Source organism: Clostridium sp. UBA7339 (genome assembly GCF_002470865.1).
Classification (GTDB): Bacteria; Bacillota; Clostridia; order Clostridiales; family Clostridiaceae; genus Clostridium_J; species Clostridium_J sulfidigenes.
The window spans coordinates 1,352,104-1,368,366 of sequence record NZ_DKPI01000006.1; the positions used below are offsets into that span (position 1 = coordinate 1,352,104).

At 29.3% G+C, this 16,263-nt stretch carries 15 protein-coding genes; 5 read left to right on the top strand and 10 right to left on the bottom strand.

All coding sequences use genetic code 11. The features are described from left to right. Window positions 1–25: 25 nt before the first annotated feature. Window positions 26–1,027 carry a CotS family spore coat protein gene (locus tag B2S02_RS09875; protein WP_346846977.1) on the bottom strand — a complete coding sequence of 334 codons (1,002 nt, stop codon included), beginning with the start codon at window positions 1,025–1,027 and terminating at the stop codon, window positions 26–28. Between the two features lie 118 nt (window positions 1,028–1,145). On the opposite strand from B2S02_RS09875, the gene B2S02_RS09880 reads away from it, so the two are divergent. After that, entirely contained in the window at window positions 1,146–2,285 is a 1,140-nt protein-coding gene (locus B2S02_RS09880) for a glycosyltransferase family 1 protein (protein WP_346920658.1), read from the top strand. A 34-nt stretch (window positions 2,286–2,319) separates the two neighbouring features. Here the strand turns inward: B2S02_RS09880 and B2S02_RS09885 are convergent, their stop codons facing one another. The 4 genes from B2S02_RS09885 to B2S02_RS09900 are packed head-to-tail and all read right to left on the bottom strand — an operon-like array spanning window position 2,320 to window position 5,395. Next, window positions 2,320–3,357 carry a CotS family spore coat protein gene (locus tag B2S02_RS09885; RefSeq protein WP_346920659.1) on the bottom strand — a complete coding sequence of 346 codons (1,038 nt, stop codon included), beginning with the start codon at window positions 3,355–3,357 and terminating at the stop codon, window positions 2,320–2,322. A gap of 18 nt (window positions 3,358–3,375) precedes the next feature. Continuing rightward, a complete protein-coding gene (locus B2S02_RS09890; protein WP_346846974.1) occupies window positions 3,376–4,140 on the bottom strand; it encodes a hypothetical protein in 765 nt (254 codons plus the stop codon). A 10-nt stretch (window positions 4,141–4,150) separates the two neighbouring features. Further along, window positions 4,151–4,369, bottom strand: coding sequence for a hypothetical protein (locus tag B2S02_RS09895; RefSeq protein WP_346846973.1), 219 nt, complete (start codon window positions 4,367–4,369; stop codon window positions 4,151–4,153). A 12-nt stretch (window positions 4,370–4,381) separates the two neighbouring features. Continuing rightward, entirely contained in the window at window positions 4,382–5,395 is a 1,014-nt protein-coding gene (locus B2S02_RS09900) for a CotS family spore coat protein (protein ID WP_346877512.1), read from the bottom strand. A 136-nt stretch (window positions 5,396–5,531) separates the two neighbouring features. Between B2S02_RS09900 and B2S02_RS09905 the strand changes: the two genes are divergently transcribed. Then, window positions 5,532–6,665 carry a glycosyltransferase family 1 protein gene (locus tag B2S02_RS09905; protein WP_346878033.1) on the top strand — a complete coding sequence of 378 codons (1,134 nt, stop codon included), beginning with the start codon at window positions 5,532–5,534 and terminating at the stop codon, window positions 6,663–6,665. A gap of 170 nt (window positions 6,666–6,835) precedes the next feature. Here B2S02_RS09905 and B2S02_RS09910 read toward each other — a convergent pair whose 3' ends face one another. Further along, window positions 6,836–7,903, bottom strand: coding sequence for a mannose-1-phosphate guanylyltransferase (locus tag B2S02_RS09910; RefSeq protein WP_346846970.1), 1,068 nt, complete (start codon window positions 7,901–7,903; stop codon window positions 6,836–6,838). A gap of 232 nt (window positions 7,904–8,135) precedes the next feature. Between B2S02_RS09910 and B2S02_RS09915 the strand changes: the two genes are divergently transcribed. The 3 genes from B2S02_RS09915 (at window position 8,136) to B2S02_RS09925 (ending at window position 11,737) form a co-directional block, all read left to right on the top strand. Further along, window positions 8,136–9,248, top strand: coding sequence for an LCP family protein (locus B2S02_RS09915; RefSeq protein WP_346846969.1), 1,113 nt, complete (start codon window positions 8,136–8,138; stop codon window positions 9,246–9,248). Between the two features lie 198 nt (window positions 9,249–9,446). Next, window positions 9,447–10,760, top strand: a complete 1,314-nt coding sequence (locus B2S02_RS09920) for an LCP family protein (protein WP_346846968.1) — start codon at window positions 9,447–9,449, stop codon at window positions 10,758–10,760. 14 nt (window positions 10,761–10,774) lie between these two features. Further along, a complete protein-coding gene (locus B2S02_RS09925) occupies window positions 10,775–11,737 on the top strand; it encodes an LCP family protein (protein WP_346846967.1) in 963 nt (320 codons plus the stop codon). A 39-nt stretch (window positions 11,738–11,776) separates the two neighbouring features. On the opposite strand, the gene B2S02_RS09930 is transcribed toward B2S02_RS09925, so the two are convergent. The 4 genes from B2S02_RS09930 to dltC all read right to left on the bottom strand — a co-directional run bounded on the left by B2S02_RS09930 (window position 11,777) and on the right by dltC (window position 16,250). Then, window positions 11,777–13,510 carry a phospho-sugar mutase gene (locus tag B2S02_RS09930; protein WP_346878031.1) on the bottom strand — a complete coding sequence of 578 codons (1,734 nt, stop codon included), beginning with the start codon at window positions 13,508–13,510 and terminating at the stop codon, window positions 11,777–11,779. 32 nt (window positions 13,511–13,542) lie between these two features. Then, window positions 13,543–15,009 carry a lipopolysaccharide biosynthesis protein gene (locus tag B2S02_RS09935; protein ID WP_346846965.1) on the bottom strand — a complete coding sequence of 489 codons (1,467 nt, stop codon included), beginning with the start codon at window positions 15,007–15,009 and terminating at the stop codon, window positions 13,543–13,545. A gap of 11 nt (window positions 15,010–15,020) precedes the next feature. After that, the gene (locus B2S02_RS09940; protein WP_346846964.1) at window positions 15,021–15,761 is read right to left on the bottom strand and encodes an N-acetyltransferase; all 741 of its coding nucleotides are present in this window, start codon (window positions 15,759–15,761) and stop codon (window positions 15,021–15,023) included. 258 nt (window positions 15,762–16,019) lie between these two features. Continuing rightward, window positions 16,020–16,250, bottom strand: coding sequence for a D-alanine--poly(phosphoribitol) ligase subunit DltC (gene dltC, locus B2S02_RS09945; protein WP_346846963.1), 231 nt, complete (start codon window positions 16,248–16,250; stop codon window positions 16,020–16,022). Window positions 16,251–16,263 lie beyond the last annotated feature (13 nt).

The following is a 16,263-nucleotide window of genomic DNA, read 5'->3' on the forward strand; positions in this document are numbered from 1 at the left end:
TTTTATCTTCTCAAGGATAATCTCCTTAAATATTATAGAATTCTTTAAATTGTCTCATAAAACTTTCAAATTTTTCTCTTTCTTGTATAAGCTCCTCCATTTTCTTATTAAAAGTGTTTTGTACCCAATTTACTTCATTATAATAATACCTATTACATATTCTCCAATATCTTTGAGGGAACATCAAGAATGCATATAGCACCATATATTCATCATCTTCTATTGGAGATATTTCATTATAATTATCAATTATAAGCTTTGCTAACTCAAAATCCCATTCTCGTCTCTTTAAAACTTTAATCATAAAATTAGATAAATCAAAAGCTCTGACCTCTCTTTTACAGTAATCGAAATCTATTATACTTACTTCATTTTTTTCGTCTACTATTATATTGTGATAAGTAAAGTCATGATGACAAAAACTTTTTTCTTCCTCAGATATCCTACAAATATTATAATAATTAGATTGATTTAGAACCTCTAGGGCCTTTTGCCCTAAAACTTTATAATAATCCATTGATTTTATATAATTTAAATCAAACTCCGTCTTATGATTCCTTTTCTTTCTAACCATTTCTTTCATCTTATCAAAGGATTTTATTCTTTTTTCCATTAAATGAGGCCATCTTCCTAAGTCAGATTTTAATTTACTATTCTCAGATGGTTCATATCCCTTTGACGCTAAATGAAAATTAGCTAGAGCTCTAGATGCCAATATTAAATCATCATCACTATGGAAATCACATTCTCTCCCTTCTATCCATTGAGATAAAGTATAAATATCTTCGTTTACTAGAGCATATGGTTTTTCCTCTGTATTAAGATAATATCTATCTATGTTCTTAAACCCATTATTGTATAGATGTTCTTTAGCTCCATATACAAAGAATAATTTTTGAGTACCATAGCTTATTTTCTTTAAGCACCTGACACCTTTATTAGTTTTTAATTGATATACACCCTTATTAGGTTTAATATTTTCAATTTTAATATCAAATTGACGTTCAATTTCAAACTCTCTCATCATAATTTCGCACCCCCTCTATAATTTATATGTATCAACAGCATAATTTAGAATAGCCATAACATATTTGAGTTTAAGTGAATAGTATGGATTATAATACCTATTGTAAAGGAGCATTTATATGAATATTGGTATAGACATTAGAGCTGCCAAGTGGTACAGGGGTACAGGTATAGGAACTTATTCCTATCAGCTCATAAACGCTATTAATAAAATTGATACCTTAAATGAATACACCCTCTTTAGTGATTGTAATTCTACACCCATAAACTTTAACTCTAATTTTAAAATTTGCTCTACTCCTATTATAAATACTAATAATTTTTGGGAAAGTGTAAGTCTTCCTATAAATTTAAACAATGAAGATTTAAACATATATCATGTACCTCAAAATGGTATTGGCTTACCTTTGGATCATAATCTTCCTTTTGTTATCACTCTCCATGATACAATTCCAGCACATATGCCAGAAACAGTTGGTGATAAATATCTTAGTCTTTTTAACAGTTCCATGGAGAATATAGTAAATAGATGTGATGGTATAATTACTGTTTCTAATTTTTCTAAGGAAGATATATCAAAGGATTTTAATTTCCCAAAAGAAAAAATATATGTTACCTATTTAGCTAGTGAAGATATCTATAAACCCCTTGATAAAATTCTATGCAGTACTATAATAAAAAAATACTATTCTTTACCTAAAAATTATATTTTGTATACAGGTGGTTTCAGTCCTCGAAAGAATATTTCTGGCCTTATAGAAGCTTTTAGTAAAATTCATGGTAAACTACCTAATGAAATGAAATTAGTCATAGCAGGAACTAAGGGTAAATCCTATAGTATTTATAAGAATCTTTGTGAAAAGTTAAAAATTACTGACAAAGTCATATTTCCTGGTTTTATAGCAATGGAACATATGCCTTATCTATACAATAATGCAGCCCTTCTAGTTTATCCTTCCTTTTATGAAGGCTTTGGACTTCCTCCTCTAGAGGCTATGGCATGCGGTATTCCTGTAGTTGCATCCAATGTAACTTCTATACCTGAAATTTTAGGTGATAGTGCACTACTATGCTCTCCCTATTCTATAGAGGAACTGGGAGAAAGTATTTTAAAGGCACTACTAGATAATGTATTGAGAAATGATTTAATTAATAAGGGTTTTATGAAAGTAAACTCTCTATCCTGGGAGAGAACCGCAATACAAACTCTAGATAGCTATAAAAAAATAACTTCATCAGATAAAAAGGAAGATACATAGAGTATCTTCCTTTTATGCTACATCCTAGGGGGGGCTAGGGTGTAGCCAATTTGTAAATATTTTTGAATGTTTCTACCATATCTTGTCTTTCCTCTATATCTTGCACTTTTTTTTGTATTTTATACAGGTAACTATTAAATTTCCAAAGTTTTTTTCTATAAAAATAATCTCTAGATATAGAGTAAAATCCTTCTGGGAATAATAACATTCCATAAAGCACTTCGTACTCTTCCTTTGATATAGGTGATATGGAATTATATTCTTTTATAATTTGTTTCAACATATTGAAGTCATAGCAACTATTCTTTGTGGTCTTATTTATAAAATTACATATATCATGAACTCTTAAATCTATTATGGAATAATCAAAATCTATAAAATATCCTTTATTATCCTTTATTAAAATATTGTGATAAGCTAAATCATGATGACAAAGAATAAAATTATTTTTCACCTTACATAGCTCCATGTAAGGTGACTTTTCTAATACTTCTATACTCTTTTTCATTCTTTCAAGGAAATAATCTACGTGAGTAAGAAATATTTCATGAAACTCATTTTTATTCTTATAACTTAAAGCCATAGTCTTCATATTTTCTAAATCCTGAAGCTTTTCCTTATAACTATTTATAAGTTTAAAACCTTTAAATCTGCTACAATCCTTAGAAAATCCTATGTCTCTTGATGCTTCATGCATCTCTGCTAGACTCCTAACTGCTATATTAATATCTAAAGGATTATTGTATTCACACTCTCTGCCTTCTATCAAATCCATAACTACATAGGTACTGTCCTTCCACACTGTGGTGATATGTCCCATATTATTTCGATAAAAATTTATGATTCTATCAAATCCATTGTTTGTTAGATAATCTATACCGTATACTATAAAATATAAATCTTCCTTGGTATAATCTATTTTCTTTAATATTTTATTTCCCTTATCTGTTAACAGAATAAATACCTTTCTTAATGGAATTACATCCATTACTAAAAAATCATAACTATTAAAAAGTTTTATATCTAAGTTGTATTTACTAAGCCATTCCTTATAAGAAAATCTATTTTCCATAATCTTTCAGTCACCTCCTTATATTAAAGACATTTCATCCTCTTTAATACCATTTAATAACCTTCTTATATACTCCTCTTCATTCCAACTTTTTTTATTCTTCTTATATTTCTCATATATCTTAATAAATTCATATGGATAAGATAACAGTGCTCTAATGAATACTTTACTACTTTCACCCAATCCTTCTAACTTACAAAATTCATCTATACACTTATTAAAATCCACCTTAAATCCCTTTCTCTTAAGCTTTACTAAAAAATAATAGCAATCCATCTCTACCATGTTATATGCTATGTCATCGAAATTTACAATTTCTATGGTTTCACTTTTTCCTAGATTATCAAAATCTACATTAGTTAAACATATCTCTACATTATCCATACTTCTTGCAACTAACTCCATATAGTCATTATTCATTATTGTATCAATAACCTTTTCACCCCTAGCTAAAACTCTGTCTCCTCTTTCTAAAACTATCTCTTCTACTCTATCTATTGGTCCATTTTCTTTAATTTTTTCTAGGCTACGCCTAAATTTTTTAAGCTGAATTTTATCATCTTCAATGAGTTTACAAGTGTGATTATTTATTCTTTTTCTTAAATATCCATTAAAGCCACAAGATAACTTATGGACTTCATTTATAATGTTAATTTGGTTTATTACTTTTTCCTCTAATATGCGTCTACTTAAGGTCTCATTGCTTTTCAGCATAAAATTTACTTTTTTAACACCCTTAGTACATAAATATTGCTGAAAGCTATCATAAAAAAATCTATTCATTTTAACACCTCTACTTACGTTTATTTTTTTCTACTTTATTTATCTTCTTCAGTATTTCTTCTTTCTCCATTTCAAGCTCCATCATCTTCTTTTTTCTTTTTTTTATTTTCTTTAATTCTTTAACGTAAGCTTCCATATCCTCTAATCTTTTATCATAATCCTCTATGGTTTTTAGTTCTTCCAGCTCTTCAATAAATTCATCATAATTTTTGTTTTCATTCTTACTCACATAACCCCCTCCTTAAAGATTATCTAACTTAAATTCTCTAAAGCTATTTATAAATTCCTGTCTTTCTTCTCTGTCATCGTCATAGGCTTTTAATTTTCTTAAAAAGAAATCCTCTCCCCACATTTTTTTCTCCCAATAATATTGAATACCTCGTTGCCAATAATCTTGAGGAAATTCCATAAATGCAGCCATGATTTTAATATCATCTTGTTCTAACCTATGGGTTGATTTATAAGCTTTTAATATAATTTTTACTCTTTCTTCATTCCATCTTCCATACTTCATAGCCCTAATTAAAAGGCTAGATAAGTCATGTAAATGTGTATCTAAAATACAATAGTCAAAATCAATGATATTAACCTTATTATCCTTGCCTATTAATACATTGTGGTTGGCATAATCGTGATGACAAAACCCCCCTAGCCTTATCTCATCAAGGATCTTAATTTCATAATTTGTATCACAAAGATTATTAATTGCTCTGTCACATCTCTGAAGCTCCTCTTTCATCATACTTAAATAGTACAAGTCAACATCTGTCTTTTTGTCTCTTCTATCTATAATATCTTTGAAGCTCAATATTTCTCCCTTTCTTGTCCTATACACTTCTATCCACTTAAACCAACCAACTCTAGGTTTCATATCTCTACTTACTATAAATCCTTCACTACATTTATGAAGCTGTCCTAATTTTTTAGCAGCTATAGAAAGTTCAATGGGATTTTCATAAGAACTCTCCCGCCCATTAAGCCATGGCGTTACATAGGCAAAGTTCTCATGGAATTTTATATAATCCATCCCTCTTGTTGTTCTTATTATGTTTGGTACATACTGAAATCCATTGCTATCTAGATGTTTCATAGCTCCTAATATGAATAAAAAATGTGGAAGTTCATATTTTACTACCTTTAGACAATATATCTGTTTACCTGCCTCTACTCTATAAACGCTTTTTATTTTTTCTATAGAAGTTAGTCCAATGTTATATTCTTTTTTCAATATTTCTGATATCTCTAAATCTTTCAAAAAAACCTCCTCCATAAACCTTCTATAGGTAATATATGATAACTCCAATAAATGTGTGTTTAGTTTTCAAGTATTTGTAACACTTATTTATTCCCTGATTAATATGTAATATATGGTTTTAAAAGGAGTGAAATTTATGAAGTTAGCCATAGATGGTAGAGGCATAAACTGGTATAACGGAAGTGGTATAGGAACATATACAGAAAACCTTTTGAAAAACTTACTTAACATAGATAGAAATAATTTTTATCAAATTTATTGGTCTGGTGAAAACTATGAAAGTTATCAAAAGGAAAATACTAATTTAGTTATGTGCTCAAAAAAATATCAAAGATTCTTTCAGGATAATTTTTTCCCTGAAGACTTAAAAAGAGAAAATATAGATTTATATCATATTCCACAAAATGGTATAGGGTTGACTCCTGAAGTTCATTGCAAAACAGTAGTTACAATTCACGATTTAATTCCCTATATAATGCCTGAAACTGTAGGCAGGGGCTACTTATTAAAATTTTTGAAAGAGATGCCTTATATCGCAGAAGCTAGTAACGGAATTATTACAGTATCAGAATACTCAAAACAAGATATATTAAGATTTTTCCCAATAGATGAGAGTAAAGTATTTGTTACTCCCTTAGCTGCCGATAAAAAATATATGCCCTTAGACAAAGAGCTGTGCAAAAATATAATAAAAGAAAAATATGATATAGATAAACCTTTCATTCTTTATGTTGGGGGTTTTAGTAAAAGAAAAAATGTATATTCCCTTATAAGTACCTTTAGTAAGTTAGTAAACCATATGGATAAAGAATATAATTTAGTAATTGTAGGCTCCTATAGAGATGAATCTCAGGAGCTAGTAAAATTAGTTGATAAACTTAATATGAAACGATATATAAAATTTACAGGTTTTGCACCTGATGAAGATTTGCCTATTTATTACAATGCCTGTGAATGCTTTGCATATCCCTCATTATATGAAGGTTTTGGATTACCACCACTTGAAGCAATGAGTTGCGGTACCCCAGTAATTTCTTCAAATACAACCTCTATCCCAGAAGTAGTTGGACATAGTGGTATTCTAATTGATCCACATAGTGATAAAGCTCTTTTAGATGCCCTGGAGCTTATGCTTGGTAGTGAAACCCTTCGAAATGAATTTAGCAAAATATCACTTTTAAGAGCAAAAGAATTTTCTTGGGAAAATACAGCTAAGAAAACTTTAGATATATATAATGAAATTTATAAGAGAGCCCTGGAAGAAAGGTGATACTCTTCTAGATGACTTTATTTTAAATATATATTTTCTGTTCTCATTGAAACATATAAAACCCTACAGTGTATATTGACTGTAGGGTTTTATATGTTTGAAAAAGTTTAATTATTAAGCTTAGTTTTAGTAAGATATTATTCTCCTCTAAAACTAAGCTTAAATTCATATTACAAGAACTCTTCTAACTCCTTTTCTTCCTTCATTTCATTAATCAGATGCTTTAACTCTTGATCCTTATTTTTATCCATTACTAAAATAACATCCCCTGCATCTACAATAACTAAGTCTTTAATTCCAAAACCTATAATTAGATTTTTCTGTCCAAATACTGCACAGTTCTCACTGGAATTTAAGTATGCAGAACCAACTATCCTATTACCATTGTGTTCATCTAAAAATCTAGTTAAGGATGCAAAACTTCCAATATCATCCCACTGAAATTCACTTTTTATTACATATCCTTTTCTAGTTTTCTGCATTATTCCAAAATCAACTGAGATACCATCGATTATCTTATATTCTCTCTCTATAACTTCTTCTTCATCCTCTTCTCCAACATGTTTATAAATTTCACTTACAGAGCTATACATCTTTGGTAAGTACTTTTGCATTTCTCTTAGAAATACATCCGCTCTCCATACAAACATTCCAGAGTTCCATAGATAGGTACCTTTTAAAATAAAATCCTTAGCCACATCTATATTGGGCTTTTCTGTAAATCTAGCTACCTTATAAGTTTTCATAGAGCTTACCACTGGGTCTCCCATTTCAATATATCCATAACCTGTTTCTGGCCTACTAGGCTCAATGCCTATAGTTATAAGCCCTCTTCTTTTTTCTGCAAGCTCTACTGCATTCCTCAAGGTATCTATAAATTCCTTTTCTCCCTCTATATAATGGTCAGATGGTAACACTACCATAACAGCATCCTTATCTCTCTTTAACAGCTTGGCTGCTGCAAGACCTATGCAAGTAGCAGTTTCTTTATTGCTAGGCTCTATAAATATATTTTCTTTATTTAGTTGAGATAATTCTCCATGAATTTTTTCAATATATTCTTTATTAGTAACTACAAATATATTTTCTTTATTTATTAAAGGTTCTATCCTTTTTACTGTATTAGTCAAAAAGCTATCTTCATTAAAAACTTTTAAAAACTGCTTGGGATTATTAGAGCGAGACAGTGGATACAACCTTGTACCTTTGCCTCCTGCCAAAATTAACGCGTATAACACAAGTATCACCTTTTATATTGCTTATTTTCATAATATGAACTTTAAAAGAAATTTGTGAAGAATAAAAAACTTCTTTTAATATACCATTATAAGAAATTTTATCGTATAATTATAGAATAGTTTATGGAATAAGTTTAATTTTGTAATACTTTTGTAATCTCTATATATACCATAGTTGTTAATATATAATTGACATCTAGTATAAAAAATACTTAGAAAGGGTGGTTTTACATTGGGTGATGATAAGACTTCTATTAATAGAAGAACCACTGTCAATAAAACAGCATCTATAGATGCTAAAAAAAATAGCTTAAAGAAAAAAAGAGCAAAGCAACGTAAACGACGAAGAATTATATCCATTACAATAATCTCATTAATTATATTACTTATTATATTCTTAGTAAGTATAAATTCTACTCTAGGTAGAATGAAGCGTACTACAATCAATGATGACAATTTAGAAATTAGTGATAAATTTAAAGAGGGCAATAATAATTATATTCCATTTGAAGGAATTATAAATATAGCACTATTTGGAATAGATAAAGAAGAAGATAATATTCAGCGTTCTGATGCCATAATGGTAGGTACACTAGATACCACAACTAATAAAATTAAAGTTACTTCATTTATGAGAGATACCTATGTTAATATTCCAGAGTATGGTTATGATAAACTTAATCATGCTTATGCCTATGGTGGACCTGAACTTGCTATATCTACTCTAAATAAAAACTTCGATCTTAATATAACAGATTATGTTACTGTAAACTTTGAAGAATTGCAACAAATTATTGATGCTATCGGTGGTATTGATATGAGTCTTGATGCAAGCGAAATTAAAGTTCTAAATGAATATCTAGATTACTTAAATGACTTCTACAAAAAACCTATCAAAAATGTTTATGTTAGTAAAAATGGGAAAGTTCATTTAACTGGATTTGAAGCACTTGCTTACACTCGCAACAGAAGTACAAATGGTGGTGACTTTGATAGAACTGCTAGACAGAGGCACGTTATGGAGGAAATGTTTAATAAAATCTCTAGTTCCGGTGTAGCAAAATTAACTTCTATGATAAATAAACTTCTACCACTTGTTGAAACTAGCTTATCTAACTCTGAAATTGTAAATCTCAGCACGCAAGTACTAACCCTCGGAAACTATAATATTGAACAAGAAAGATTCCCCAGAAATGGATATTGTGAAGATTCTTATATTAATGGTATTTTTTATCTATGTTATAATGAAAATATAACAAAAGAACAAGTTTACGAATATATTTTCCATGACAATAAAATGTGGGATTCACTTAATAATAATAAAGACGCTAATGATAATAACTAATAGTATTCTGTAAACTGTTTGACATTAAATCCCACCTACCAATATATACGTTTCATGTAATTTTATTTGAATTATTTCGAACTATCTACTTAATTGTTATTTTTTACAGCAATTGAGTGGATGCCAATTTATTTTATTATATATTTAATTTTAATGTTTATATAATTAAATATAAATTCAACTTAGGATGTGATAATTTTGGAAGATTTGAAAAATAAAGAAAGAATGAGAAAAAAAAGAAGAAAAAAGCATTTACCAATAAAGATATTTATCGCTTTGGTAATAGCACTTGTTTTACTATTAGTTACTGGGTGGTTATATGGAAATAATCTACTGTCTAAAATAAAAAGAACTGAAATTAATGAAAATGATCTTGGAATAAAAGATGAAGTTAATGAAAAAATTCAAACTAATAATATTAAAGATATAGTTAATATAGCAATTCTAGGAGTAGATGAATCTGAGAATGATGCAGGTCGTTCTGATGCAACTATGATAGCAACCTTTGACCCTATTCATAAGAAATTAAAAATTACATCCATAATGAGAGACACCTATGCAGATATACCTGGTTATGGAAAAGATAAACTCAATCATGCCTATGCTTACGGTGGTCCTCAGCTTTCAATAAAAACTCTAAATCAAGATTTTGGACTTAATATTAAAGATTATGTGAAAATTAATTTTGAAGAGCTCGAAGGACTTATAGATGCTATCGGCGGTATTGATATGAAAATGGAATATATGGAGATGTACGAAGTTAATAACTATATAGAACGTTACTCTGAAGCCAGAAATATTACAGAGGAAAAACTAGTTAAGGATGAGAAAACCGGGAAATATCATCTAACTGGATTCCAAACTCTGGGTTATTGCAGAATTAGAAGTATTGGTAACGGTGACTTTGATAGAACAGAAAGACATCGTAAGATTATGACTGAAATGTTTAATAAAATCTCTAAAGCCGGCACTGCAGAGCTTGCTTCCATGGCAGCCAAACTATTGCCTTATGTAGAAACCAGTCTATCTAACAAAGAAATAATTAATCTAGCTACAAATGTACTTAACCTAGGAACTAAAAATATAGAACAAGAAAGATTCCCAAGAGATGAATATACTCATAACTCAAAAATTAATGATATATTCTACTTATGCTATGATGAAGATTATACCGAGGAACAAATTCATGAATATATTTTTAATGATAGAAAAATGTGGCTAGAACCTAACCCAAAGGTATATAATCACGATGCTGAACACTCACATGGTAATGAAATATCAGATTATCAGAATACAAATACCGAAACTACAGCTCCTAATACCAATGTGGAAACAGAGGCTTCTACTCCGAGTAACAATGGCAATGCTATTGAAAATAACACTAATGATACAGGTAACTCCTCAAATGGTGATGGTTCCAATAATGTTGATAACACTGAAGGTGAAGGGACATCTACAGATACCCCAGTGGAACCACCTACAGAAGGTACTGACCAAACAACTAATCCTTAATGGGAGGAAAATTTATGAATAAAGATAAAAAAATAAAGTCTAAAAAAAAATCTAAAGGATTAACCACTGGCAAAAAGGTACTTATTATAATAGCAACGATCTTAATATTTTCCTTATCAGCTTTAGGTAGCTATTTACTATCTATGGTTGGTAAATTAAACAATGTTGGTTTAGATGATTCAGACTTAGGAATAGAAAAATCTAAGAATACATCCTCTAAAATTAAAAATATAGTTTTATTTGGTATTGACCAAACTGAGGGAGATATTGGACGTTCAGATGCAATAATAATTGCTACTGTTGATTCTCTTCATAAAAAATTAAAGTTAACCTCTATATCAAGAGATAGTTATGTTAATATAGAAGGTCATGGATATGATAAATTAAACCACGCTTATGCTTATGGTCAAGAGGAACTTGCTATAAAAACTATTAATCAAACCTTTGGTTTAGATATTACAGACTATGCAAAAGTTAATTTTAACAACCTTAAAGATATTATAGATACTTTAGGTGGCATAGATATTACTGTAGAAGATTCTGAACTAGGGGATTTAAACGGAGTAATTTCAACTTCTGGTAGACAACATGTAAATGGAACTCAAGCCTTAGCATACTCTAGAATAAGAAAAAATAGTGGTGGCGATGATAGTAGAACTGAAAGACAAAGAATGTTACTTACAGAAATATTTAACAAAGTATCTACTGTGGGCATTCTTAAATTACCTTCGATGGTTAATGATATATTACCTCATGTTCAAACTAGTCTTTCAACTTCTGAAGTTTTAAGTCTGGGAACTAAGGTATTAACCTCTGGAATGACTGATATAGAACAACTAAGATTCCCACTTGCAGAACATAGTAAAGGTGATAAAATAAATAATATATACTATACTACCTTTGATGAAGAAATTACAAAAGAACAAATACAAAAATATATATATGAAGATATAAAGCCAGAAACATCTTCTAATTAATAAGAGCTACATGGATTAAATTCCATATAGCTCTTGCTTTTATTGTGGTAAAAACTCTTTTATACTATTTAAAACAGCATCTTCTAATTTTAATAAATTCCTATCTGAAACTTCATTGTTCTCCCCAGTTACACCTAAGTATATTTTCATCTTAGGTTCTGTTCCTGATGGTCTTACTACAAAATAGCATCCATTGTGGAAGATGAATTTAATAACATTTGACTTTGGTAAATTTATAACTTCTTTACTAGAATCTTCAACATTAATCCTATAACTTAGTTTATAGTCTTCCTTAACAGATATTTTATAATCTCCAAAACTTCTTATATTCTCACTTCTGAAATACTCAATTATATCTTTAATTTTTTCTTGACCATCCTTACCTTTTAGCTCTATGGATATTAACTTTTCTTTATAATATCCATAACTTTCATATAGTTCTATTAATCCTTCATATAAAGTCTTACCTATGGATTTATAATAAAGAGTCATTTCACATATTAAAGCTGCTGCTATAACTGCATCCTTATCTCTAACGAAATCCCCTGCTAAATATCCATAACTTTCTTCAAATCCTAATAAGAATTTATTATTACATGGAGCTTTTTCAAAGTTTCCAATAAGCTCTCCTATATACTTAAACCCTGTTAGAACTTCCTTAATCTGAACGTGAAATTTCTTGCATATAGGTTTTATCATATCTGTGGAAACTATAGTTTTAATTATAGTGCCTTTAGAATCTAAATTTCCTGTTTCTCTTAAGGATGATATTATATAATTAGTTAATAATACTCCTACTTGATTACCCGTAAGAACTCTATACTCTCCGTTATTATCCTTCACCACAGCCCCTATTCTATCACAATCAGGGTCTGTACCAAGAATTATATCAGGATCAAAATCCCTTGCCATTTCTAAAGCTAGCTTAAATACTTTACTATCCTCTGGATTTGGATATGGTGCTGTTGGAAAAGCTCCATCTGGTAGTTCTTGTTCCTTAACTACTGCTACATTCTTATAAGACAGTTCATCTAGTACTCTTCTTACAGGAATATTGCCAGTACCATGGATAGGAGTATATATTATTTTGAGATCCTTACCATGATTTTTTACTAGCTCTTTTCTTATGGTAAGCTCCTTAACTCTTTCTATATATGAAGTATATATTTCTTCCCCTATATAGTTAACTATTTTTTTTTCAACTGCTTCCTTAGTATCCATTACTGTAACCTGAGCAAAGGAATCAATATTATTTACAAAGGTTATAATTTCATTAGCTGATGCATCTGTAACTTGACATCCATCACCACCATAGACTTTATATCCATTATACTCTTTAGGATTATGTGAAGCTGTTAATACTATACCACCTTGACAGTTTAACTCTCTTACAGCATAAGAAAGCATAGGGGTAGGAGTAAGCCTATCATATAAGTATACTTTTATTCCATTACCAGCTAAAACCCTGGCAGCATACTCTGAAAACTCCTTAGACATATGACGAGAATCATACGCTATTGCAACCTTTGGAGAAGTATATTTATCGTTTAAATAATTAGCAAATCCTTGTGTTGCCTTTCCTACAGTATATATATTTAACCTATTACTCCCTGCTCCAATTATTCCTCTTAATCCTCCTGTTCCAAACTCTAGATCTTTATAAAATCTATCTTCTAGTTCAGTTTCATCAATAATGTTTTTTAATTCTGCTCTAGTTTCATCATCAATTTCAGGTGAATTAACCCATAAATTATATTTATCTCTATAATTCAATTATACCCCTCCCTATTATATATTTTACGTTCTTACACTTTTATTTTTTTGTCTTTAAATATCATATCTTTCATACTTTTAATAGTATTTCTATATAAGAATAAAACTATTAATATAACTATAACGCCAATAATTACTGTAATAATAGAAAATTCCATAAAACTTGAATGTAAAGCAAGAATTGATATAGCTAATATAGCTTTTGAGGTTCTCCCTATACTATAATCTACCTTATAAAGTCTTCTAGATATTAAAGTTCTTGCATAATAAAATACTATATATGCAATTCCTGTAGAAATACCAGCCCCCTTAACTCCTAACATTGGTACCAAAATACTATTTCCTATAACGTTAAATAGACAAGCTATTGAAGCTATTATTATGTGATATTTAGGTTTCTTTTTAAAATTTATACCTCCTACTGATACCTCTGACATTGTGTATAATACAGGCATAAATACTAAAAATGGCATTATGTAAGATGCAGATCTATACTTATATCCTAAAAGCAATACAATTACATCTTTAAACAATATTAGACCGATTCCCACTCCAAACATAAAAAAACTAACTATATCATTGATATTTGAAAAAAACTTTGTATCCTCTGGAGCTTTTTCGTACTTTTCAAAAGCCACTGGTATCCAAAAGGTTGCAAATGACGTCTGTAATATGTTTAATATGGCTATTATACTATTAGCTGAGCTATATATTCCAACTTCATAATCACCGTAAAAAGCTTTTATTGCCATCTTATCAGCAGATTGGAATAACCATGTAACCAATACTGTAAAAATTAATGGTATTCCGTATTTTAAGATATCTAATTGGGAATTTTTAAGTTTTTTATCTTTAATGTTCTTAAAGTTCCAACTATCTCTCTCAGTAAATATAGATATACCTGCTACTACAACATTAGAAATCAAGGTTGCATAAGCAAGAGTTAAGAAACTATTATTATATATCATAAAGAACAATGCTATAGACATAAGATAACTAAGCTTTTGCATTACCTGTAGCATAGAATATAGTCTTCCCTTTTGCTTCATTCTTACTGTCAAAAGTGAAAATCTGCTTATAGAAGCTAAAGTTATATTTAATATAAGTAATATTATAAAATTTGGATTATATTCAGATATTATATACTTTGATATAGGAATTTTAAATATAATTATTATAATTGATATTAATATATTTAATAAAAAAGGAATCTTTATACTTTCAAATAATAATTTATTTCTATTTACTTCATCCTCTTCATAAAAAAATCTTACATAAGATTGGTCTAATCCACAGGTTATAATTAACATAAGTATACTAGCATATAAATTGAACATTCCAAACTTACCATATTCCACAGGGTCTATTATCCTAGTTATAATTGGAGATGATATAAGTCCTATGATTAATACTAGCCAATTCCCTACAGAGAAAGATATAAACTTTCCAAGTAAAGAATTCTTTTTTATACCACTTAATTTTAAATTTAAATTACTCATAATTTTTAAACCTACTGATTCTCTAGAAGTTGATCCCCTGGTACATCTCTTAAAACTTTTGCTGGACTTCCAACTACTACTTTTCTAGCTGGTACATCCTTTGTAACTAAAGACCCCGCTGCTGCAAATCCTTCCTCTTCTACAATCTTACCTGGAAGTACTACTGCTCCAGCTCCAAGTCTACCACCATTTTTAATTGTAATACCTTTGAACTTTCCAAATCTCTCCTTTGAACGGGCTGCATAATTATCATTCGAAGTTACAACACAAGGTGCTATAAATACATAATCCTCCACAGTAGAATATGCAGTTAAATATACATTAGTTTGAATCTTACAATTTGATCCCACAACGCAGAAGTTTTCTACAGTTGAGCCTCTTCCTATAACTGTTTTTTCTCCTATAGTTACATTTTCTCTTATAGTTGCCATGTCTGCAATTAATGTTTTATCTCCTATGATTGCTCCTCTATAAATTATAGTAGTAGCACCGATTAAACACCCTTCTCCTATGGTGCAGTTTGGTAACTTCTCTTCATCTTTAAATATACTGTTTATTCCCCTCATCGGAGTTTTACCTATAACAGTATTATCATCTATCCTAACATTATCTTTTATTATAGTATCCTCATGAATAACTACATTATGACCAATAATGCAGTTATCTCCTATAGTAACGTTATCTTCAATAACTGTAAATTTTCCTACCTTAACATTGGTACCAATGGTGGCTTTTTCCGATATATAATTCATAAATTACACTTCCTTTTTTTCTTTTAATTGATTTATATTGTCTTATGAATCATAAGCTTTGATACAAATCCATATATAACCTATTATGCACTCTATTTCTTATTCCTATCTAACAGATATATTATATCCTATTTCACAATTATGTTCTATAAAAATAAAACTCATCTCTATTTATATAAATAGAGAATGCTAAGATATTTTAATATACATTAACATTCTCTACTTATAAAACCTTTATATTTATGTTGATATTTTATATTAAACTCTACTACTTAGAAATGCACTCAAATTATTAGTAGTAGCCATATCTTTTCTTTCTAAATCTGTTGGTTGAAGCTTAATACCAAATACCTCTTCTATTTTTAGTAACACTTCTATAATTCCTAATGAATCTAATAATCCAGCCTCAAATAAATCTAAGTCTAAATCCTCTCTTATTTCATCAGTTCCAGTTACTTCTTCAAATATATCTAATACCTTTTCTTTCATTTAATTTTCCTCC